The organism is Myxacorys chilensis, from assembly GCF_059505265.1.
On the sequence record NZ_JCACKG010000203.1, the window covers coordinates 56,037 to 79,062 of the forward strand.

General features: G+C 49.2%; 20 protein-coding genes. 13 read left to right on the forward strand and 7 right to left on the reverse strand.

Features of this window, described 5'->3' with window-relative positions; genetic code table 11:
* Positions 1-36: 36 nt before the first annotated feature.
* Positions 37-645, reverse strand: coding sequence for a helix-turn-helix domain-containing protein (locus AC5JLB_RS19340; RefSeq protein WP_495875455.1), 609 nt, complete (start codon positions 643-645; stop codon positions 37-39).
* A gap of 126 nt (positions 646-771) precedes the next feature.
* On the opposite strand from AC5JLB_RS19340, the gene AC5JLB_RS19345 reads away from it, so the two are divergent.
* Genes AC5JLB_RS19345 through AC5JLB_RS19375 form a run of 7 tightly spaced genes read left to right on the forward strand, consistent with a single transcriptional unit; the run spans position 772 to position 8,932 of the window.
* Entirely contained in the window at positions 772-2,013 is a 1,242-nt protein-coding gene (locus AC5JLB_RS19345; RefSeq protein ID WP_495875456.1) for an FAD-dependent oxidoreductase, read from the forward strand.
* 20 nt (positions 2,014-2,033) lie between these two features.
* The gene (locus AC5JLB_RS19350; protein WP_495875457.1) at positions 2,034-2,297 is read left to right on the forward strand and encodes a sarcosine oxidase subunit delta; all 264 of its coding nucleotides are present in this window, start codon (positions 2,034-2,036) and stop codon (positions 2,295-2,297) included.
* Entirely contained in the window at positions 2,294-5,224 is a 2,931-nt protein-coding gene (locus tag AC5JLB_RS19355) for an FAD-dependent oxidoreductase (RefSeq protein ID WP_495875458.1), read from the forward strand. The genes AC5JLB_RS19350 and AC5JLB_RS19355 overlap by 4 nt, the downstream gene beginning before the upstream one ends.
* Positions 5,221-5,907 (forward strand): hypothetical protein, encoded by a 687-nt coding sequence (locus tag AC5JLB_RS19360; RefSeq protein WP_495875459.1) that lies wholly within the window; start codon positions 5,221-5,223, stop codon positions 5,905-5,907. The genes AC5JLB_RS19355 and AC5JLB_RS19360 overlap by 4 nt, the downstream gene beginning before the upstream one ends.
* Before the next feature lie 41 nt (positions 5,908-5,948).
* On the forward strand, positions 5,949-6,866 hold the full coding sequence (locus tag AC5JLB_RS19365; protein WP_495875460.1) for a class II glutamine amidotransferase domain-containing protein: 918 nt from the start codon (positions 5,949-5,951) through the stop codon (positions 6,864-6,866).
* A complete protein-coding gene (locus AC5JLB_RS19370; RefSeq protein WP_495875461.1) occupies positions 6,854-7,555 on the forward strand; it encodes a hypothetical protein in 702 nt (233 codons plus the stop codon). The genes AC5JLB_RS19365 and AC5JLB_RS19370 overlap by 13 nt, the downstream gene beginning before the upstream one ends.
* An 18-nt stretch (positions 7,556-7,573) precedes the next feature.
* Positions 7,574-8,932, forward strand: a complete 1,359-nt coding sequence (locus AC5JLB_RS19375; RefSeq protein ID WP_495875462.1) for an FMN-binding glutamate synthase family protein — start codon at positions 7,574-7,576, stop codon at positions 8,930-8,932.
* On the opposite strand, the gene AC5JLB_RS19380 is transcribed toward AC5JLB_RS19375, so the two are convergent.
* From AC5JLB_RS19380 to AC5JLB_RS19390, 3 genes are all read right to left on the reverse strand, one after another.
* Positions 8,929-9,759 carry an EamA family transporter gene (locus AC5JLB_RS19380; RefSeq protein ID WP_495875463.1) on the reverse strand — a complete coding sequence of 277 codons (831 nt, stop codon included), beginning with the start codon at positions 9,757-9,759 and terminating at the stop codon, positions 8,929-8,931. The genes AC5JLB_RS19375 and AC5JLB_RS19380 overlap by 4 nt on opposite strands.
* 76 nt (positions 9,760-9,835) lie before the next feature.
* Complete coding sequence (locus tag AC5JLB_RS19385) at positions 9,836-10,279, reverse strand: DoxX family protein (protein WP_495875464.1); 444 nt, start codon at positions 10,277-10,279, stop codon at positions 9,836-9,838.
* 145 nt (positions 10,280-10,424) lie between these two features.
* Entirely contained in the window at positions 10,425-11,159 is a 735-nt protein-coding gene (locus tag AC5JLB_RS19390) for an alpha/beta fold hydrolase (protein WP_495875465.1), read from the reverse strand.
* A gap of 742 nt (positions 11,160-11,901) precedes the next feature.
* Here AC5JLB_RS19390 and AC5JLB_RS19395 point away from each other — a divergent pair.
* Positions 11,902-12,504 (forward strand): HD domain-containing protein, encoded by a 603-nt coding sequence (locus tag AC5JLB_RS19395; protein WP_495875466.1) that lies wholly within the window; start codon positions 11,902-11,904, stop codon positions 12,502-12,504.
* Between the two features lie 61 nt (positions 12,505-12,565).
* A complete protein-coding gene (gene tftA, locus AC5JLB_RS19400; protein ID WP_495875467.1) occupies positions 12,566-13,927 on the forward strand; it encodes a hormogonium tapered terminus morphoprotein TftA in 1,362 nt (453 codons plus the stop codon).
* Positions 13,928-13,978: 51 nt separating this feature from the next.
* On the opposite strand, the gene rlmN is transcribed toward tftA, so the two are convergent.
* The gene (gene rlmN, locus AC5JLB_RS19405; RefSeq protein ID WP_495875468.1) at positions 13,979-15,043 is read right to left on the reverse strand and encodes a dual-specificity RNA methyltransferase RlmN; all 1,065 of its coding nucleotides are present in this window, start codon (positions 15,041-15,043) and stop codon (positions 13,979-13,981) included.
* Positions 15,044-15,557: 514 nt separating this feature from the next.
* Between rlmN and AC5JLB_RS19410 the strand changes: the two genes are divergently transcribed.
* The 3 genes from AC5JLB_RS19410 (at position 15,558) to cobM (ending at position 19,153) form a co-directional block, all read left to right on the forward strand.
* Positions 15,558-17,138, forward strand: coding sequence for a PAS domain S-box protein (locus AC5JLB_RS19410; RefSeq protein WP_495875469.1), 1,581 nt, complete (start codon positions 15,558-15,560; stop codon positions 17,136-17,138).
* A gap of 149 nt (positions 17,139-17,287) precedes the next feature.
* Entirely contained in the window at positions 17,288-18,142 is an 855-nt protein-coding gene (gene lgt, locus AC5JLB_RS19415; RefSeq protein WP_495875470.1) for a prolipoprotein diacylglyceryl transferase, read from the forward strand.
* Between the two features lie 150 nt (positions 18,143-18,292).
* Entirely contained in the window at positions 18,293-19,153 is an 861-nt protein-coding gene (gene cobM / locus AC5JLB_RS19420; RefSeq protein WP_495875471.1) for a precorrin-4 C(11)-methyltransferase, read from the forward strand.
* A 4-nt stretch (positions 19,154-19,157) separates the two neighbouring features.
* On the opposite strand, the gene argC is transcribed toward cobM, so the two are convergent.
* A complete protein-coding gene (gene argC, locus AC5JLB_RS19425) occupies positions 19,158-20,216 on the reverse strand; it encodes an N-acetyl-gamma-glutamyl-phosphate reductase (protein WP_495875472.1) in 1,059 nt (352 codons plus the stop codon).
* A 384-nt stretch (positions 20,217-20,600) separates the two neighbouring features.
* Between argC and ribBA the strand changes: the two genes are divergently transcribed.
* Positions 20,601-22,292: a bifunctional 3,4-dihydroxy-2-butanone-4-phosphate synthase/GTP cyclohydrolase II gene (ribBA, locus tag AC5JLB_RS19430; RefSeq protein WP_495875473.1), complete on the forward strand. Its 1,692-nt coding sequence runs from the start codon at positions 20,601-20,603 to the stop codon at positions 22,290-22,292.
* Between the two features lie 160 nt (positions 22,293-22,452).
* Here the strand turns inward: ribBA and AC5JLB_RS19435 are convergent, their stop codons facing one another.
* Positions 22,453-22,899, reverse strand: coding sequence for a DUF29 domain-containing protein (locus tag AC5JLB_RS19435; RefSeq protein WP_495875474.1), 447 nt, complete (start codon positions 22,897-22,899; stop codon positions 22,453-22,455).
* Positions 22,900-23,026: the final 127 nt, after the last annotated feature.

Genomic DNA, 23,026 nt, shown 5'->3' on the forward strand with positions numbered 1-23,026 from the left:
GTGATTGGATTGAAGCGATCGCGAGATCACAACTCCTCACGACGACTCAACGTAGTAAATGATCGCTAAAAATCGAATGGGTAACTGAATCAGGTTTTCAGGGCCGTGGGGCACATCTCCCCGAAACGTGAGCGCATCGCCTGGCTCTAGTAAATAGGTATGCTGACCATGGCGATATTCAAGTTTGCCATCCAGCATGTAGATAAACTCAATTCCAGAATGCTCGAAGGTGGGAAAGACCTCTGAGGCATCGTCCATCGTAATGAGGAACGGCTCAAATAGCCGCCTCTGCCCTTGTTCGTAAGCGAGTAAATGATAGGTGTGTCCGCATTTAGTTCCGCGTCGAACGACCTCCATTCCAGCTCCATCTTTGACATGTTGCGCTCCGCCTACTGGCATGTTGTAGTTGCGAAACAGCGTCGAGAGAGACACCCCAAATGCGCCAGCAAGTTTTGTTACGGTTTCTAAACTCGTTGACGTTTGAGCATTTTCAATTTTTGATAACATGCCGCGAGAAATTCCGATCTGTTCGGCAACATCTGCGATCGTTAATCCATGTTTCTGGCGGAGTTCTCGAATGGTTGTGCCTAAATATCGGGCTAACGAATCGTCAACGAGGTTAGTTTTTGTTGTAGCTTCCGTCATAATTACCCCTTAATCGCCGCTTGCCACATTCATTATGATGTGGATTGAAGCGAAACATTATTGACATATATGAAACTTTGATGCACGATAGTTCAACAAAGTTTCCTTTTGGGAATTTTTTAGCCTATGCCGTTTCGTCTATTAAAATTTGCTCTGTCCAAAGAGCATCCTGAACCTCGGATGTTTCAGAGCCGCGATCGCTTAAAGTCGAGTTACGATGCGGTGATCATTGGCGGTGGTGGTCACGGATTGGCTGCCGCATACTACTTATCACGCGATTACGACATGTCTAACATCGCTGTGATCGAAAAAGGCTACATCGGAAGTGGCAACACTGGACGCAACACGACGATTATTCGATCGAACTATCTCACACCAGAAGGTGTGAAATTCTATGACGAATCGGTTCGGCTGTGGCAAGACCTGTCTCAAGATTTTGACTTAAATTTATTTTATTCAACCCGCGGCCATTTCACGCTGGCACACACCGATTCAGCGCTCCGAACCATGCGCTGGAGAGCGGAAGTCAACAAGCATTTTGGTATTGATAGCGAAGTGGTCAGTCCTGACGACATCCAAAGTGCATGTCCTCCTATGAATCTCGCCTGCGGAGGTCATGCTCCCGTTTTGGGTGCGCTCTATCATGCGCCTGGAAGTATTGCCCGCCATGATGCGGTGGCTTGGGGCTACGGGCGCGGAGCCGATCAGCGTGGGGTCGAAATCCATCAACAAACCGAGGTATTAGGAATTACAGTCCAATCGGGTCGTGTGACGGGAGTAGACACCAATCGAGGGCACGTTTCAACGCCAAAGGTACTTTGTGCCGTTGCTGGATTCACGCCTCGAATTTTAGACATGGTGGGACTGCGATCGCCGCTCTACATTCACCCACTCCAAGCCCTTGTGAGTGAACCAATGAAACCCTGGCTTGATCCGATCATCGTGTCGGGAAGTCTGCATGTCTATGTGAGCCAAACGGCACGAGGAGAACTGGTGATGGGCGCTTCGCTTGATCCGTATGAACTGCATTCAACCCGATCGACGTTCGATTTTGCGGAAGGGTTAGCGGCTCATATGTTGGAGCTATTTCCCTTTCTATCGCATGTCAAAATTGTGCGGCAATGGGCGGGGCTTGCTGACATGACGCCTGACTTCGCGCCGATTATGGGCAAAACTCCAATTGAGGGGTTCTATCTCGATTCGGGATGGGGAACCTGGGGCTTTAAAGCGACTCCGGTTGCGGGAAAAACAATGGCGCATACTGTTGCGTGCGATCGCAATCATGACCTGATTCAAGAGTTCTCGCTGTCTCGATTCAAAGACTATCAATTAGTTGGTGAAAAAGGCGCAGCGTCAGTCGGACATTAATCTCAGTGGGGTATTAACTAATGAAACTCATCACCTGTCCGATTAATGGAACTCGACCCGTTTCAGAATTTGTGTATGGCGGAGAATTGCGGCTAATCTCTGACCCGCAAGCGTTAGATGATCAGACTTGGGCGGAGCAGGTCTTCTATCGCAATGGCGCACCGGGAATTAAAAAAGAATGGTGGTGTCATGTGCCAAGCAATACGTGGTTTATTGCAGAACGAAACACGGCAACAGATGAAACGCTCAACACATATTTATATGGTGAGGAGGACAGCCGATGAATGAGATGCGATTGCTGCCTATTCCGGGTGAGTGGATCGATCGCCGTCAACTCATCGACTTTACGTTTGAGGGAAGGCGCGTTACGGGTTACGCCGGAGATACAATTAGTAGTGCGCTGTGGGCATCAGGATATCGCATCTTGGGGCGAAGCTTTAAATACCATCGTCCTCGTGGAATTTTGAGTTTTGCCAATCACGATACCAATACCTTAATGCAAAACGGACAAATGCTGAACGTTCGAGCAGATGTGCTTTCTATTCGTTCAGATATGGCCTTGACAGCAATCAATAGTATGGGAGATGTGAGGAGCGATCGCGCTCATGTTCTCGACTTTTTCTCTGCGTTTCTTCCGGTTGGCTTTTATTACAAGGCCTTTCACACCAAAAAACTCTTCCCGTTCTGGGAGAAGGTGATTCGCCGCATGACGGGACTTGGAACAGTAGACCCGTCTACTCCCCACATCCGCACCGCAAAGCGGTATGACTTTTGCGATGTGTTGGTCATTGGTGCTGGAATATCAGGACTCTCCGCCGCGCTCTCCGCGGCTCAAGCGGGGGTAGATGTCGTGATTGTCGATGAGAACCTACATCCGGGCGGGTCGGGACAGTATCAGCTTGGGGGCGAAATGGCTCAAGCGCAACACACGGCTAACTTAGTGAAATCTGTTCAGCAACATCCGCGCATTCGGCTCTACACCGAGACAGAAGCCGCCGGGTACTACGATGATCATTGGGTTCCATTGGTGGGGCGGAACTACCTTTCAAAAATGCGGGCAGAGTCGGTCATTGTGGCAACGGGCGTTTACGAACAGCCTGCTGTGTTTCGCAATAATGATCTTCCGGGAGTGATGTTAGCGTCGGCAGCACAACGGTTAATTTATCGCTACGGGGTTAAACCAATGAATCGCGCCGTTGTTTTAACTGCAAATAGCGATGGTTATCGGGCGGCGGTTGATTTGATCGCACAGGGTATAACTGTCGTTGCTGTTGTTGATTTACGCGAAAGTTATGTAGAAGATCAATGGACAAAGAAACTGTGCGATCGCGGTGTCAAAATTTTCCCAAATCACTGCATTTATGAAGCGAGCTCCAATCCAGCGAATGATGGAGTTAGTGCCGCGATCGTCTGTTCACTCAATAGTGGAAATCCTGAAACAGGCTTTGCTCAATTGATTAGCTGTGACGGAATTTTGATGAGTGTCGGTTGGGCCGCGGCTGCCAATCTGCTTTACCAAGCCAAAACCAAGATGCGCTTTGATGATCATGTGCAGCAATTCGTTCCGCACATCTTGCCGCCGGGAATTTTTGCCTGTGGTCGCGTTAATGGAATTTTTCATATTGAGCAAAAGCGCTGTGATGGTCAGCGTGCAGGGTTAGAAGCGGCTGCTTATTTAGGCAAGAGCGACTTAACGAAAATTGCAGTGTTGCCCGAAGCCGAGTCTCCCTCTCATCCATTTCCAATTGTGGCGCATCCAAAGGGTAAAAATTTTGTTGATTTCGATGAAGACTTGCAGCTAAAAGACTTTTACAACGCGGCGCAAGAAGGATTTGACAACATTGAATTATTAAAGCGGTATACGACAGTTGGAATGGGAGCGAGTCAAGGCAAACATTCTAATATGAATGCGTTGAGAATCCTTGCGAGAATCACGAATAAAACTCCAGAGCAAGTCGGGACAACCACCGCGCGACCGTTTTTTCACCCTGTGCCGATGTCTCACCTAGCAGGGCGAGGATTTACCCCAGAGCGGCGGACTCCGTTGCACAGCCGTCACGAAGCGTTAGGGGCAGAATTTATGCTGGCGGGTGCGTGGCGACGCCCAGAGTATTACAGGCAACGCGGCAAGAATCGCGAGGACTGCATTCGATTAGAGGTAGAAGCTGTTCGCAATGGAGTTGGAATTATTGATGTAGGCACGCTGGGCAAATTAGAAATTCGGGGTGCAGATGCCGCAGAATTTTTAGAGCGAGTTTACACGGGGCGATATACCTCGATGAAGATCGGCACAACCCGCTATGCCCTGATGCTCGATGAAACGGGCGTCATCGTCGATGATGGTGTGATTGCGCGGCTCTCGGCAGAGCATTTTTACTTCACGACAACTACATCCGGGGCGGCAACCGTGTATTGGGAGTTGTCGCGCCTCAATACGATGTGGAGATTAGACTGCGGAATTGTGAATCTAACGGGGGCGCGATCGTCAATCAATCTGGTTGGGTCTCATGCCCGAACGGTGTTGGCTAAACTCACTGATTTCGAGTTGTCTGAAGCTGCGTTTCCCTATCTTGCTGTGCGCGAGATGCGAATTGCAGGGATGCCTGCGATCGCAATGCGAGTCGGATTTGTCGGAGAGTGGGGGTACGAAATTCATGTCGCGGCTGACTCTGCTTTGGCATTGTGGGATGCATTGATGAATGCGGGTGCAGACTATAACATTCGTCCCTTTGGAGTGGAGGCTCAGCGAGTCCTCCGGTTGGAAAAGGGACATTTAATTGTGGGTCAGGACACGGACGGATTGACCACGCCAATGGAGGCTAATTTGGGTTGGGCAGTCAAGCTAGACAAACCCTTTTTCGTAGGTCAGCGAAGCCTGCAAATTATTGCTAAGCGAACGCCAAAGCATACGTTAGTCGGATTCGTATTAGAGAAGAATTTTAAGGGCACTCCACCTCAAGAATGTCATCTCATTATTGACAACAACGAAATCGCTGGACGAGTCACCAGTATTGCATTCAGTCCAACGCTTCAGTGTTATATCGGGTTAGCTTACATCAAACCAGGACTATCTGAGGTTGGAAATTCGTTTTCGATCCGAACAACAGATGGTACAAGCGTCATGGCAACCGTTAGTAAAACGCCATTTTACGATCCTGATAATGCACGTCAAAAGAAAATTGCAACAGTTCGTCGAGAGGTGGTGGTATGACAGGGTTTCGAGTCAGTCCAATTTGTGATGCAATGCGATTAGCGCAACGCGCAACTTCGGAGAAAATGGCAAAGCCAAGCTCCGAAGAATCGCTAATCGCAACAGAGCGAGAAATCAATCAAATGCGCTTTGCACAAGGCAATAGTTCAGGTCATTCAACCACTCTCGGAATCACTGACCTCTCGTTTTTAACGCGCTTCGGGGTCAAAGGAGCGGCAGCGGCAGCTTGGCTTCACGCTCAAAATCTCCCAATCCCGGACGCGCCTAATCGCTGGCTTCCGTTACGCGGAGGAGGCTTAATTGCACGGTTAGGATTTAATGAATTTCTAATTGAAGATAGCATTAACAGCTCGATTGCACCTCAATTAATAGAACTGAGTCAACATCCTCCCGCGAAGGTGTATCCCGTACTAAGACAAGATGCCGCGATCGCGCTGGGCGGATCGCTCATTCTCGATCTCTTGGCGCAAACCTGTAGCCTTCATTTTCGCGCCCTGAATCTCTCAGAATGTCCTGTGGTTCTGACCACAATGGTAGGTGTCAACGTGACGATTATTCCCGGCGAAATCTATCGCATCTGGTGTGATGGAACCTATGGAGTTTACCTATGGCAAACCTTGCTAAACATCATTGAAGAAATGCAGGGCGGAGCGGTTGAATTTGAGCAGCTATTACCCTTGTAACTCATTGTTTGTGATTAAGAACAAAAGCGAGAACAAAAGCAATGTGTGGAATTGTTGGATTGCTAGTTAAAGAACCGGAGCTACGAGAATCGCTCGGTGCACTGGTCGTTCCGATGCTGCTTGGCATGAGCGATCGCGGGCCTGATTCGGCTGGATTAGCTGTGTTTACAGAACTTTTAGAGAATTGCAATTCTACTGGAGTCGTGCCAAGCATTACTCGCAAGTACAGTCTCTACATCGGTCAACACCAAATTGATTGGACAGAATTTACTCACAACCTCCAACAGATTGGAAATGCCATCATCAAAGAAAATGGCAATCATGCGATCGTAGTCTCCGATTGTGAACCAAATCTGCTGAAGCAATGGATTAAGCAACACTATCCACAGTTGCACATCTTATCAACCGGACAAACGATTGACCTTTACAAAGATGCAGGCAACCCGGCAGAAATTATCGATCGCTACCAGTTTGGGTTGCTGACAGGAACTCATCTAGTTGGGCATACGCGCATGGCAACCGAATCTGCCGTCACGCCTGCTCACGCCCATCCGTTTACTGCCGGAGAAGACTTTTGTCTGGTTCACAACGGCGCACTTTCAAACCCCTACTCGATCCGCCGCCAATTAGAACCTCAAGGTATCCAGTTTGAAACCGATAATGATACCGAAGCCGCTTGTCGATTTCTAGAATGGCGAATGCGAGAAGGCGATGACTTAGAAACAGCACTGCAGACTGGATTTGAAGCACTCGATGGGTTTTACACCTTCTTGATCGGAACCAAAGATAAACTCGCTTTGGTGCGCGATGCCTTTGCCTGTAAGCCTGCGATCGTAGCCGAAACCGATGACTATGTTGCGATCTCATCGGAGTTCCGCTCTCTTGCCCATTTGCCTAACATCAAACACGCCAGAATCTATGAACCAGCTCCAGAGGAGATACATGTATGGATGGTTTAACTCGTAGTAATGATCTGACGTTCGATTTGGCCCAAATGCCTCTGCGCGACGTCAATCAGTTTTTGCACCACAACGTTGAGAGCGGACAGAAAATCACGATTCTCAATCCTGACGGCGCGCACAATATTGCAGTCGGGTTGGATGCACCAATTGACCTCGACATTGCAGGACATGCGGGCTACTACGCGGCTGGAATGAACAAGTTGGCAAACGTAACGATCGCCGGAAATGTGGGGCCTGGAGTTGCCGAAAACATGATGTCTGGGCGGGTTCACGTTCGGGGATTTGCGTCTGTAGCGGCGGGGGCTTCGGCTCATAGCGGACTGCTCGTGATTGATGGAGATGCTAGTTTGCGCTGCGGCATCTCGCTCAAAGGCGCAGATATTGTCGTGGGAGGTAATGTTGGCAGCTTTTCTGGATTTATGGCGCAAGCCGGGCGAATGGTCGTGTGTGGTAATGCTGGGGATGCATTAGGAGATTCGCTATACGAAGCGATTATTTATGTGCGGGGTGATATTAAATCACTGGGCGCAGATGCTCAACTCCAACCGATGACCGACACAGATTATTCAACGCTAGAAGAGTTACTAACGAAAGCAGAACTTACCTACAGTCCACAAGAATTTAAACGCATTGCTTCTGCAAAGCAACTTTATCACTGGAATGCTAACGCCCATCAAGAGTACTAACCTTTAGAAATTCTGACTATGGATCTCAACAATTCTTCCACTCCGCGATCGCTCTCTCGTGAAGCATCGTGGGGCTACGATCACCGCATGATCAACTACATCCAAAACGCTGCAAACCAAGGGCTATACGAAATTCGCGGACTCGGAGCCAAACGCCAACTTCCCCACTTTGACGATCTCGTATTTTTAGGCGCATCTCTGACGCGCTACCCGCTCGAAGGCTATCGCGAGAAATGTTCCACGAAAACAGTCTTAGGCACGCGCTATGCCAAAAAACCGATCGAACTTGACATTCCAATTACGATCGCCGGGATGAGTTTTGGCTCGCTCTCGGCTCATGTTAAAGATGCTCTCGGACGCGCGGCAACGGCAGCCGGAACCTCCACAACAACCGGCGACGGCGGCATGACGCCCGAAGAACGGCTCTCGTCTAAAACGCTCGTTTATCAGTGCTTACCCTCTCGCTACGGCTTCAATCCTGATGATGTGAGAAAAGCAGACGCGATCGAAATTGTCATTGGTCAGGGGGCAAAACCGGGCGGTGGCGGGATGCTGCTCGGTCAAAAAATCAATCCTCGCGTTGCTCAAATGCGAACCCTTCCTGAAGGTATCGATCAGCGATCGGCTTGCCGTCATCCCGATTGGACAGGCTCCGATGATCTGACCATTAAGATTGCGGAACTCCGCGAATTGACCGATTGGGAAAAGCCAATTTACGTCAAAGTTGGAGCGTCGCGTCCGTTTAACGATGTCAAACTAGCGGTGCAGTCTGGAGCCGATGTCGTCGTGGTCGATGGTATGCAAGGTGGAACTGCCGCCACGCAGGTGGTGTTTATCGAGCATGTCGGAATTCCAACGTTAGCGGCTGTCCGTCAGGCCGTAGATGCGCTGGAAGACCTGAATATGAAAGGGAAAGTTCAACTGATCGTGTCGGGCGGTGTTCGGACGGGAGCCGATGTTGCGAAAGCGTTAGCGATGGGAGCCGATGCTGTTTCGATTGGGCAAGGCACACTGTTTGCGATGGGCTGCAATCAGGAAACCTATCTACAGGACGGCACTCACTATTCTGCTGTGGACGATTACACAGCGCTCGGAACCACTCCGGGACACTGCCATCATTGCCATACCGGAAAATGTCCTGTTGGAATTACAACGCAAGATGCAATGCTAGAGCAACGCTTAGAACCACAAGTGGGAGCGCAACGAGTGAAAAACTATTTGCAAACGTTAGCAATGGAACTGACCACGATCGCACGAGCTTGCGGTAAACAAAATGTTCATCATTTAGAACCAGAAGATCTGGCGGCGTTAACCATCGAAGCCGCTGCAATGGCACGAATTCCTCTAGCTGGAACTAACTGGATTCCAGGAGCTTAAGGGCGAGTTGAAAGAGATGATCCGGCTGCCGCGATCGTAACCAGCGCGATCGCGACGACAGCCTGCAACTCTAGGGTTTCTCGCAGAATCACAAACCCTGCGATCGCGGCTACAGCAGGTTCTAAACTGAGCAACACACCGAAGGTATGCATCGATAAATGCCTCAACGCTTCTAACTCTAGTGAATACGGAATCGCCGATGACAGTAAAGCAACTCCAAATCCTAGCAACAGTATCTTAAGATTTAACGCAGCTAAACCAACAGTAAATAGATTGATGGGTAGAAGAATCATCGTTGCCACTGCCATCGCCAATGCCAATCCTACGCCACCTGACAAGGCACGACCCACCCGAACAGACAGCAGAATGTAAGCTGCCCAGCACGCTCCTGCTAAAAGGGCAAGCCCGACTCCAACCGGATCAATACTTGCTCCATTGATCGGCGTTAACAGCAAAATTCCGATCGCTGCTAAAGCAACCCACAGCAGATCGAGTAGCCGCCCAGAATTGCAGACAGCCACTCCCAAAGGCCCAACAAATTCTAACGCCACCGCAACGCCAATCGGAATTCGCTCAATCGCAAGATAGAACAGAAGATTCATGAATCCAAGGGAAACACCAAATAAAATTAGTGCTCTAGAATGGGAACGAATTCTAATCTCAAGTTGCACTTCGTTAGAGCGTTGCCCTGTCAATCGCCATATTGCTACTAAAACGATCGCCGCAAATCCAACTCGCAGCAAAACAATGGTGATGGGGCTAATTTCGGCGAAGAGAGTCTTTGCGATCGCTGATCCAAGCTGGGTTGAACCAATTGAAAGCAACACGAGACCAGTAGGCGATATACCAGTAGATGATATAGAGGAATGATTGGGCATTTGTAGGATGTGCGCCTCGGTAGAACTAATCGGATGATTCTACCGTTGATGCAACGTTGGATGCTCCAAGCTGTCGTTCGGGCTGACGTGTGTACCAGTATGCCCAGACAATCAGTACGGCCTGAAACGGAAGCCTTGCCCAATAAAGGGTTTGGCTTTGCGGAATGCCGTCAATCTTAATGTTGTGTACCAGCATGTATAGATTAGCAGGAAACACAGCAATAAATAGCGCAATCAGTCCCCATGCGGCTGCGACGCTAACCATTGGAATCAATACACCAACGCCGCCTAAAATCTCAAAGAAACCGCTTATATATACCGAGGCGAATGCTGGAAACGGTGGCGGCACAATGCGAGCATATTGATCTGGTTTCAGAAAATGGCTGATGCCAACAATAATAAGACAAACGGCAAAAATGCCGCGAAGAATTTCTTTACGACGATACTGCGGAGAGTGAGAAGAACGCATAACAAGAAATTCTAAACAGTACTCTTAAGCCAATTTGAAGGCTCATTCTAGAAACTATAAGTTAGATGGCTACTCATTTTCTTGCATCTACCTAAAGTGGTTTCTAAGCGCAACAGAGTATCAATGCTTTGCTTTAGTCATTGCTTTAGTAATTAAGTTGTAGCAGAGATTGCCGAGCCGATTGAGACTGCCAAAAGTCTAAAATCTGATCACCAACAAGCTGCGGATGGAAATAGTGAAAGAAGTGATGTCCATCTAAACATTCCCACAGCCTATCTTCTGGCTTCAACCAAGCTGCCCAATCAGCCAATGCAGAAGGATCGACAATTGGATCGGTTTTACTACCACAAACGAGCATTGGCATGGGCACTCCACCTTGAGGTAAGCGGTTTAACTTAAATAACGAATGGAGACCCGGAGAGCTTTCTAAATCAAGTCGAAGGACATGGATGATCTCCTTTATGGAGTAAGGTGGCTTTTGACCAAACAAACTGACCATCAGTTGACCTAAAACTTGAGTTTGGCTACAAGGTAGAAGTTGACGCTGCACGTAGTAATGAGCGTGCCAAGTGACGGCAGGCTGCGCTGAAACGGCGAGCAAGGTTAACGATTTGACTCGTTCGGGATAATAGCGGCTATAGAGCAATGCCACAATGCCGCTAATGCCGTGACCCATGAGATGAACAGGGTCGTCTTGATGCTGAAGATACTGATGCAGGAGCGCGATCGCAGTCTCTATAGAACTTCCTTCATCTAGCGTCTGGCAATACTCCCACTGGGCAAGATGAGTTTGCCCTGCCAAGTAACGCATCAGCGGTTGATCAAAATACTTAAGGCTTGGACTTGCGCTAATCCAAAGAGCAGGTATTGAGCTAGGCATAAAAATCTCCAGTTTAAGGGCAAGGAGGGATAGCCGAGAGGGACATCCCACGGTGAACTGACGAGAATTTGGACGCTGTTTGCCGTTCTAAGCCTATTGAGTTTGAATTTCAGTAAGCTTGAACAAATTCTATCATCCTTGTTGAGAAGCTATCTCACTAAATCTCTGCAAATAATGTAAGAGAGAGACTTAAACAGCTGATATTATTACGGCTCTATCTTTTTATATAGCGATAAAAAATTGATTGTCGCAGCCGCACGATCGACCTATTCTGCGTGAGTAGAACTAAACCTTATTGGGGTTTTTACTCTAAGGTGAGAGATTTCACTGGCGAACTATGAAGTTTATTCGACTGACTCGCATCATTGCAATGGGATGCGTAATCGTAAACAGCACAAAAATTCTAAATTACTTAATAATTTTCACGTCTCCTATTCATTACATCATTCACCACCTTGCAGTAGATTTAAGGGCTCTCAGTAATTTGTAGTCTCATAAGCACATTGGCTTATACTGCGTACCATAAATGAGAGTAATTATCAATAAATGAAACGCTAGGTTTCTCAATACAATATGAGGCTTCTCTTGATTTAGCTCTCAAAGAATTAGAATCAGCAAGACTCCGCTTCCTTGCAGGGGTGCTCTGCACCGATCGCGTTGGTGGAATTTGTAACGCTAATTCTCCATTAGCGGAACTAGTCGCAACGTACATTCCTCTAAAACATCGCAACGATACTCGCTTATGAATTTTGCCTCCGCTCGGCTTCAGCAGCAGCTTCACTTCATTGTTGAAATTGATGCTCTAAAACATGTTCTGCGTCAAACTCTCTTAATGGATCGCTCCCGGCGCGAAAACGACGCAGAACATTCCTGGCATCTTGCGGTTATGGCGATCGTACTGGCGGAATATGCCGAGCCAGAAGTGAATCTACTGCGGGTTCTCAAAATGGTTCTGATTCACGACCTCGTAGAAATTGATGCGGGGGATACCTTTTGTTACGATGCCCAAGCCACTTTGGATCAAGCTGAACGAGAACAGTCAGCCGCCGATCGCCTGTTCGGACTCTTACCGCCTGATTTGAACATTGAACTACGATCACTCTGGGACGAATTTGAAACCAAAGCAACGCCAGATGCTTGCTTTGCAGCGGCACTCGATCGGCTTCAGCCCGTCTTACATAACTACTACACTGAGGGCGGAACCTGGAAAAAGGCTGATATAACGGTAGAGCAAGTCAGAAGGCGGGTTGCTCCAATCTTGAAAGCCTCACCGCTCCTCGCCCAGTTTGTCGAAAACTTAATTCAAGATGCCCTTGTTCAAGGATTTATTCGACCTGAAGCATAAGTTTTAGGTCATAAATGGTGAGCCTACGAGAGAATAATGAACGACGTACGCTAAACGACCGATGGGACGAATTTTTATTTCAGCAGGACATGGCGATCGCATCAACGGCATCACCGACCCCGGTGCAGTCGTTGGAGGCACAACCGAAGCGAGAGAAATGATTCTCCTACGAGATTTTGTGGTAGCGGAGTTGCGATCGCGGGGTGTAGAAGTGTTGACCGTGCCCGACACACTCAATCTGTCGCAGTCCATTGATTGGATTAATGCTCGCGCCCGTCGGGACGATGTTGCCGTCGATTTGCGGGCAGATGCGTTCTCCAACCCAAGTGTGCGCGGGGCAACGGCTTACTACATTACCAACAACGACGAGCGCCGCAAAAATGCCGAACTTGTGTTGCTGTCCCTGATTCGGCGCGTTCCTCAGTTGCCGAGCCGAGGCGCAAAACCCGATAGCGACACAGGACTCGGAAGTCTACCATTCTCTCGATTGACCGTTCCGCCATCGCTGGTGTTAATTGTTGGATTTTTAACGAATCCTGACGATCGCTTCATCATCCAGAATCAGCGGCGAGATCTAGCGCTAGGAGTGGCCGATGGTTTGATTGCCTGGAATCGCGCGATTTCTGGAGTTCCAACTCCATCTCCGACCCCCACGCCCGCCGCTTACGAGGCAATCGATATTAGTATTAACAATCAGGCCTATGCGGATCGAGGCATTTTAGTCAGTGGCAACGCCTACATTCCGATCGATTTAGTCGATCGCTTGGGAGTCGATTTGTCGAAAGCGCCTAATGTCACCCGCATTAACTATCGGCAGATTGTGTTTGTCAAGGCGGTTGAGCTTCGTGAGTATAACGTTTCTGTCGCTTGGAATGCTCAAACTCGAACTGTGCTCCTGCGATCGATTCTAAAAATTTGTCCTGGAACGATCGATCGGATCATGGGAGTTGGGGCCACGACTGAAGTTCAGCTCAACCTCTTTCTCAGAAATAATAATGATGCGGCGCTGAACCAGTTTCCTGACATCGCCAAGCTTTACCGCGAAGAAGGCAGTATTGAAGGCGTGAATTACGATATTGCCTTTGGACAAATGTGTTTAGAAACGAATTATCTCCGCTTTGGCGGCGACGTCCAGCCGAGCCAAAACAACTTTGCAGGCATTGGGGATGTGGGCGGCGGCCCGCAAGGAGCATCCTTTCCAAGCGCCAGAATTGGCGTAAGAGCACACATTCAACAACTCAAAGCTTATGCCAGCACCGAACCGCTCGTTCAGGAAGTCGTCAGTCCGCGATTCCGATTCGTGACGCGTGGAATTGCGCCCTTGGTTGACCAACTGAGCGGACGCTGGACTGCCGATCCAGAATACGGCACAAAAATCAAAGCGATCGTCAGAAAACTCTACGAATCTGCTCAAATTTTGTAGCACAATCGGCGCGGGATAGCCTGCTCGCGCCAATCTGCAACCGTTCAGAATTCATGCTTGGTTAGCGTAGGATGCCCGCAATTGACCGCAAGCGGCATCGGCTTCTAGCCCCCGCGATCGCCGCACGCTGACCGCCACATGTCGCGCTTTCAAAGCATCCATAAACGACTGGAGGCGACGCTGATCGGGGCGCTGGTAGTCAGCTTCGCTGATCGGGTTGTAGGGAATCAAATTGACGTGGCTCTGAAACCCACGCAGATGCTCAGCCAGCTCGATGGCCTGTTCCACCCCGTCATTCACGCCCGCCAGCACAATGTACTCAAACGTGACTCGCCGCCCTGTGATTTTGACATACTCGCGGCACTCATCGAGCAATGCTTCTAAGGGATACTGCCGAGCGCTGGGAATGAGTTGTTCTCGCAGGGATTGGTTCGACGCATGTAAGCTCACCGCTAGGGTTGATTGCAGCCCATGCTCCGCTAATTTACGGATGCGACCGGGAATGCCGACGGTAGAAATAGTGATGAGTCGCTGCCCGATGCCAATATCTTCGTTCAGCGATCGCACCGCCTCTAACACGTTCTCCGGATTCAACAACGGTTCTCCCATGCCCATAAACACCACGTTCGACACGCGCTGTCCAAACACTTCTTGAACCGTCAGCACCTGATCGACAATTTCGTGCCGCTCTAGGTTGCGCTTGAAGCCGCCTTTGCCCGTCGCGCAGAAGTCACACGCCATCGGACAGCCCACCTGCGAGGAGACGCAAACCGTCAGTCGCTTCTCTGTCGGAATGCCAACGGTTTCAACGATCTGTCCGTCTGTTAAGTTTAGTAAAAGCTTGATCGTGCCATCTAAGGCCTTTGCCTGGTAGTGGATCTGCGATCGCCCGATCGGAAAGGCGGCTAACTCCGCTCGCCATTGTTTCGGAAACACCGAGATGTCCAGGAGCGATCGCGCTCCCTTCTGATAAATCCATTGGTGGAGTTGCTTGCCCCGATACGCAGGTTGCCCGTGCTGCTCAACCCACTTTGTTAGCTGGGCGAGCGATGCACCCAGCAAGGGAACCTCTGAGACTTGCTCTACGGAGTCTATTGACGCTAACTGCTGAATCACAACTAAGAAAACCCTGCTGAAACTGTATTCACCTGTGAAGGCGATATCTTTCTCTGTAATCCTCTATAGTAGCGCTTTCGGTGGATACGGATAACTTTATCTAAAAATTTTGCAATTTATACATTGATACTTGTGAAAACACTTACTTCTTTTTGGAAAACTTTTTAACCTGTTTTGAGCATAATCCGTAAAATCCCCGCTTCCGATCTAGCTATCCTAGTAGAGACTGAGATGAGTTTCAAAGCGGAATTTAAGAAGTAACTTTACTCAGGGTGTTAATGCTGAGAAACTCAGCTCAAGGTAATAAAAAGGACGACATGAGGATTTGAATCTACGGCTAAAGCATTTCGATAAATTCAAAATCCTGCTTTATATAAGTAATAAATGCGCCTACAACCTTGAATGCGCTCTCGTTGACAGTGGCTCAAGCGCTAGAGGATACAATTCTCTCAAGCGCTGGACGATCATTTCGCTTTTGTCCTTTATCGCTGACCAGGCTGGTTGACCTGTTACGATGTCTACTCAACAAATGCACGAACAATTGCTTCGGATCGGTTCAGTTGAAATTAGCTTGCGCCAGTCGGAAGAGCTTTTTCGAGCCTATGTCGAATCCGCCAATGATATGGTCTATACCCTCGATTTAGAGGGCGCAGTGACCTACATGAATTCCTACGGGCTCAAATTGCTAGGCTGCTCCTCTAGTGAAGTGCTAGGGCGTTCTTACTTAGAGTTTGTCTCTCCTCCGTACCGAGAAAAAACAGCGCAAGCCTTCATTAGTCTAATCCAAACCGGAGAACTGCGTGATTTTGAGTTCGTTTTGCAATCGTCAGAGGGGTCTGAGCTTTATCTTGAAGTCAACGGACGGCTTCTATACCGTGATGGTGAATTGATTGGCGGCATGGGCATCGGTCGGGATGTAACCGAGCGCAAATATATCGAGCAGGAATTGAAGATGTTTTCGCGGGCAGTAGAATCTGCCTACGACAGTGCCACCATCACCGATTTAGATGGCAAAATTCTCTATGCCAATTCTGCCACGGGTCGAATTTTTAATTGGCAGCCAGAAATGCTGTTGGGCGCTCATGCAGCAGTTTTCTTTCCAGAGCGAAAGCAAACCGAGTGGTTGATCGAACAAGCGATCGCGGTGCGAACCTTTGGAGGAATTGCCGAGGGCTGGAGCGGCGAGGTGACGTGCAGCCGCCGAAACGGCGAAACGTTTCCAGCGTTGGTGTCGGTCGGGCCAATCTTAGACGAAAAAAATAGAGCAACGGCTGTTTCAATTATTACCCGTGATATTACGCAGCAGAAGAATTATGAAGCGGAACTAGCGGCTAAGAATTTAGAGTTAGAACGGGCGAGTCAGCTCAAGTCTGACTTTTTGGCAAACATGTCCCATGAACTCCGCACTCCCTTGACCTCGATTTTGGGGTTCTCTTCGATTCTTCAAAAACAAATTTTTGGCGACCTCAATCCCAAACAGCAACTTTATATTCATCAGATTAATCAGAGTGGTCATCATTTGCTGGGCTTAATTAACGATGTGTTGGATCTGTCCAAGGTGGAAGCTGGACAGATGCGGTTGGACATTGCTCCCCTAGTGGTGAGCGAGTTGTGCGAAAGTACGCTCGCGATCGTTGATGAACAAGCCAAAATGCGAGATTTGACCGTCAATTACTTGATTCAGCCTGACTTAGAACCCTTGATGGCAGATGAACTGCGGGTTCGGCAAATGCTGCTCAATTTACTGTCAAACGCCATTAAATTCTCTGAAGATGGAGGAGAAATCGGCTTAGATGTGAGGATGTATGAGGAGTGCTTGCACCTAACGGTCTGGGATATTGGAATTGGCATTCCTCACGATAAACAGCATTTTCTGTTCCAACCCTTTCAGCAGATAGATGGGTCGCTCTCTCGCCGCCATGAAGGAACTGGACTGGGATTAGCCCTGACACGTAAGTTGGCTGAATTGCACGCTGGAACGGTGAAAATGCAGTCTATTGAAGGCGAAGGCAGTCAATTTACAATTTGCTTGCCGATGAATTTGCTCCAGACTGTCTCGATCGGAACGATTATGATCGAGCCAAACCGGAGATAGGCTGTGCTTCGTAAGTTTTAGCAGGGGGTCAAGTCAAAAGTCACAATGCTTGACAGGGCTGAGTTGATGGAAATTTGAGAGGACAGAGATGTTAAGGTAGCTATGCTCAAGCGATTAGCCTAGAGCATTACTCCCAAGACAAATCACTCATGCTTTCTGATTCTGTTCTGGCATTTGAATTTAGATCCCCCGGTTCAATTTTGGTTGAATGGGGACCTTTAGTAATTCGTTGGTATGGCTTGCTGATTGCGTCTGCTGTGCTGATTGGCGTTACCTTGTCTCAACGATTGGCTGCCAAGCGGCAGGTTGATCCAGAGATGCTGAGCGATTTGGCAGTTTGGCTAGTGTTAGCTGCCATTCCGAGCGCTAGGCTCTACTATGTGTTGTTTCAGTGGCAAGAGTATGCCGCTAACCCCAGCAAAATTATTGCCATTTGGGAAGGTGGGATTGCGATTCATGGTGCCATTTTAGGAGGCATTATTGCGGCCTTAATTTTTGCCCGGTTGAAGCAGGTGGCGTTTTGGCAACTTGCCGATCTGGTGGCTCCCTCGCTGATCTTGGGACAGGCGATCGGGCGATGGGGCAATTTCTTCAACTCCGAAGCGTTTGGCGATCCCACTGATTTACCCTGGAAATTGTATATTCCCCCTGAGCGCCGTCCTCCTGGGCTTGACGCGCAATACTATCATCCTACGTTTCTCTATGAATCCCTTTGGAATCTCATGGTATTCGCAGGACTCATAACGCTGTTTGTTCGAGACTTAAATGGGAAACCTCGCCTGAAAGTTGGAACGCTGGCGTTGGTTTATCTAATTGCCTACAGTTCGGGTCGATTTTGGATTGAAGGCTTACGCACCGACAGCTTGATGCTGGGTGGGTTGAAAATAGCTCAATTGGTGAGTTTAGGCGCGATCGCACTCGGCACATTCGGGCTAATCTGGCTCTATCGGTTGCATCGCCCATTGCCTGATGTCGTTCCTTCTGAGCGCGAATTCTCTCGGTAATGTCTTTTACCTTTAAGAAATAACCCTAGAGCATTGCTCTAGGGTTTAAGTCAGGGTGCATCTACCACTCTATTCTTCCCGCCCATTGGTAGAAATCCGGAAAGAATAACAGCAAAAAAGCAAGGTTTGCTACTTCAAATAATAGTACGTATGACAAATAACAATGGCGAAGTGCTGAATCGATTGGAGCCTGGTGTGTATATTGTCGGCGCAGGTCCTGGCGATCCAGAACTCCTCACGATTAAAGCTCAGCGATTATTGACCCAAGCCGACGTGATTTTATTTGCCGATTCGCTGGTGCCCAAACAGATTTTGCAAAGCGTGCGATCGGACGCTGAACTTATTGGGACGGCAAACAAAACGCTAGAAGATATTTTGCCGATCATGATTGATCGAGTGCGATTGGGAAAATCAGTCGTCCGGCTTCACTCTGGCGATCCTTGTCTCTATGGGGCCGTGCAAGAACAAATGCAAGCTCTCCTAGAAGCTGACCTACCGTTTGAAGTGATTCCTGGCATTAGCGCGTTTCAGTTGGCCTCAGCTCGACTACGGGTAGAACTAACGGTTCCGGGACTCGTGCAGTCCATTATTTTGACCCGTATTAGTGGACGCACTCAGGTTCCCGAACCCGAAGAACTCGCCTCTCTCGCGGCCCATCAAGCAAGTCTGTGTCTGTATCTGAGTGCGCGACATGTGGAAGCGTCGCAAGACAAACTGATGCAGCACTATGCGGCAGATACACCGGTAGCCATCTGTTTTCGACTCGGCTGGCCCGATGAGAAGATCTGGTTAGTATCGCTTCATCAAATGGCAGAGGTGACTCGGAACGAGGACTTGATTCGCACCACGATGTACGTGATTAGTCCAGCTTTAGCGGCTCCGACTGTGCCATCAGAGTACCGATTTGAAAACGGAAATCAAGACGAGGGGCGATTCCAAGGGAAGCTCGCTCCGCGATCGCGCCTCTACAACCCCGAACACTCTCACTTATTCCGAAAAGAGCGTCGTTAATGGTTTAGGGATAGAAACTTAGCTTGGGTAACCCCAACGTTTCATCCCATCCCATCATTAGATTCAGACATTGAATCGCCTGTCCTGCCTGACCCTTCAGCAAATTGTCGATCGTCGCCATCACAATCACCCTCGCTGTTCGGGGATCAACCTCAATGCCGATGTAGCAAAGGTTCGTGCCGTTCGCCCACTTTGTTTTGGGGTACACCCCACTAGGCAATAACTTTACCCACGGAGAAGAGCGGTAGAACGCTGTGTAGATCGTGAGCAAATCTTCTCGCACCAGTCCTGGGTCTCGCAAGGTTGCATAAACCGTGGCAAGAATTCCACGCACCATCGGCACTAAATGCGGCGTAAACTGCACCAACACTTCATGCCCCGCGAGATCACTACAGATTTGCTCGATCTCTGGCGTGTGATGATGGCGCGTCACATTATAAGCGCCGAGAGAATTGTCTGCTTCTGCCAAAAGCAATTCCACCTTGGGTTGCCGGCCGCCGCTAGACGCCCCAGCTTTGGCATCAATAATGGCCGTTTCTGGAATGATTAAGCCTTGTTTGAGCAACGGCGAGAGCGCCAGCAAACTTGCGGTTGGGTAAGACCCAGGACAACCGACTAACTGAGCGTCAGAGATGCGATCGCGATACAACTCGGGCAAACCATAAACCGCCGTTTCTGCGACATCATGATCCGTTCGTTCAATCCGATACCAATGGCGATACACGCTCAAATCAGAGAAGCGGTAGTCTGCTGAAAGGTCTAGCACCTTGCAGCCTTTCTCTAGAAGCTGAGGAGCCATTTTGCACGCAAGCCCCGTTGGCAGTGAGAGAAAAACAACCTCGCATCGCTCAGCAATTTGCTCTAGGTCAATGGGTTCGATCGTCTGATGAATATGATGAAATAAATGCGGGTAGAGGTTTGAAAACTCTCGTCCTGCACTCGCGTCACCGCCTAAATAGGCTAACTCTAGCTGTGGGTGATCCATCAACAACTGGATTAACTGCACCCCGCCGTAGCCGGATGCCCCAATCACACCGACGGGTATACGCCCTACATCACCCATGTTTCTCGACCCTTACAACGTGGAATCGCTATTCTGCTGCATTGTAATGCTGAACCTGCAATTGTCAAAGCAGATTTTTAGCTCGAAGCCTGATTTAACTGCCTCTCAACATAAAGCCGTCAGTCCGCTAGTATAAGAACATAGAAGGGTAGCGATCTAGCTTCACAACGCGCTTGAGAAGCAAAGTACACAAAGACTAGAAACTTAAAATTGACGGTCACGTCAGCGATGGAATGCTGGTAGCAACGTCTCAGCAAACGCTTGCTCTACTCCCAGCTTTCCACGCTAAAGAATTACAATTCAGTGATAAATTAAGTTTCCAAAGTCGAAACAATTATAATCGTCACATACGCCTGCTTCAAGAAACTTTACGGTGTAGTAGCCTTGAACTTCTCTGTTAAATCGTCTCAACCCCCTTTTAGCCAACCGTTTACTTTTGACTCGATCGGCGATGCTTTGATGGATCTCAAAGCGGGACGATCGATCGTCGTCGTTGACGATGAAAATCGAGAAAACGAGGGAGATGTGATCTGTGCTGCGCAGTTTGCCACTCCCGACATGATTAATTTCATGGCAGTCCAAGCAAGAGGACTGATCTGTCTGGCGATGACTGGCGATCGCTTGGATGAACTGGACATTCCGTTAATGGTGCGGGAAAACACGGACAGTAATCAGACGGCGTTCACAGTCAGTATCGATGCGTCTCCTGTCGTCGGCGTCACCACGGGTATTTCCGCTGAGGATCGCGCTCGAACCATTCAAGTCACGCTCAACCCGATGACTCAGCCGAATGATTTGCGGCGTCCGGGTCATGTGTTCCCTATTCGAGCAAGAGAAGGGGGAGTGCTAAAGCGGGCGGGTCACACCGAAGCAGCGGTTGACTTGGCGCGTTTGGCAGGGCTTTATCCGGCGGGAGTGATTTGCGAGATTCAAAATCCTGATGGTTCGATGGCACGGCTACCCGAACTGATTAAGTACTCGCAAACGCACAATCTGAAGATCATTAGCATTGCAGACTTAATCAGCTACCGGCTTCAGCACGAGCGCTTTGTGTGCCGGGAAACAGTAGCAGAGATGCCCTCTGAGTTTGGGCAATTTCAGATTTACGGCTACCGAAATCTTCTCGACAACTCCGAGCATGTCGCGATCGTCAAAGGCAACCCCGAAGACTTTAAGGGACACCCTGTGATGGTGCGAGTCCACTCTGAATGCCTCACGGGCGATGCCTTGGGGTCACTGCGCTGCGATTGCCGAATGCAGCTTCAAGCCGCCCTCAAAATGATTGAGAATGCGGGCATAGGTGTAGTGGTTTACCTGCGTCAAGAGGGGCGCGGAATTGGTTTGGTCAACAAACTGAAAGCGTATTCTTTGCAAGATATGGGACTCGATACCGTAGAGGCAAACGAGAAGCTCGGCTTTCCAGCAGATTTGCGCGACTACGGTGTGGGCGCGCAGATTCTCAATGATTTGGGGGTGCAGAAAATCCGTTTAGTGACCAATAATCCGCGCAAAATTGCTGGGCTGAAGGGCTACGGGTTAGAGATGGTTGATCGCGTTCCCCTCCTCATTGAAGCAACGTCCCACAATGTGAACTACCTCACCACCAAAGCCGAAAAGCTGGGGCATCTCTTTCTCAGAACCTATCTGGCAACGGTAGCCATTCATTTGCCTTATGAGTTGGGGTCTGTGACCGAGCGCTATGAGTTGCTAGATAAACTTCGCTATGTTGCGAAGACCTACGATTTGATGTTGCAAGAAGAGACGCGACCCGTAGCGGCAGCGCTCTTTGGGCCAGCGACGCTGATTTTCAATCTAGGATTTGAGCAACTGCTGTTCGAGAATGTCGAGTGGTATCGGACCAACAGTTCGTATACCCACGCGATCGCTCAGGTTCTCGACAACATCATCTCTGGCTTAGCGATCGACAAGCTAGAGTTTCTCATCTCTTCAGGGTCAGATCCGCTCACCGGATTGCAGGTGCAACTCGATCGACAAACGTTCTCGCTCAGTCAACAGCCCTCCTCAATTTGCGATGCGCTAGAAACTCAAACGATCTACAGTTTCTCGAACGACTGACTTAGATCGTCAATACTTAGCGATTGCTCTGCCGAACTCCCCACGATCGCGGACACTGGTTTCAAGCCATCGCCCGCGCTCAGCTTAATTGCTGAGATGGTGCAGCACAAGGTTGAACGGCAGCGCAAAGATCGAGATAAGGCATATAGCTGTCACCCATCTACCCAAGGTGATGGTCGCTATCTGGCAACCAATCTTCATCCAATACTAACTCCAGGGGATAGGGACACGCCTCTGGGAACCCTGACTCGATACTGGTCTGCTTAGCCGCTTTGCGGCGTGCCCGTTGGTAACTCTCTTCAAGTTGATCTGTAGGATAGTTCTTGAGGCTGGGACTATCTGCGATCGCGAGTTCAATTTGGGTGCGAGCATCTGTGATGGAATCTAGCCAACTATCTGAGCGACGCTGCGGTTGGTATTGCCACTTGAGCAGATGCAGTAAAAGACGGGTGAGTTGACTGGCAATCCCCCGCCGTTCACTCTTGCCTAAGTCCTCAACCTCCTCGATTAAATGCGTCATGTCGAGTTCATGCCAACGGCGCTCTCGTAATAGCTGCGCCGTTTGGTCAATCCACAAATTGAAATCTGCCAAATAGGTTTCGTTCATGACTTGCTCTCTACTGACAACGCAGCATCACCGGCTGTTTACAGCACCTCAATACTAATGATCTGATCAGTACCCAACTCCAAGCAGGGCTGATTCATGTTAGGGAGGAAAAATTCCTAGCATGGGC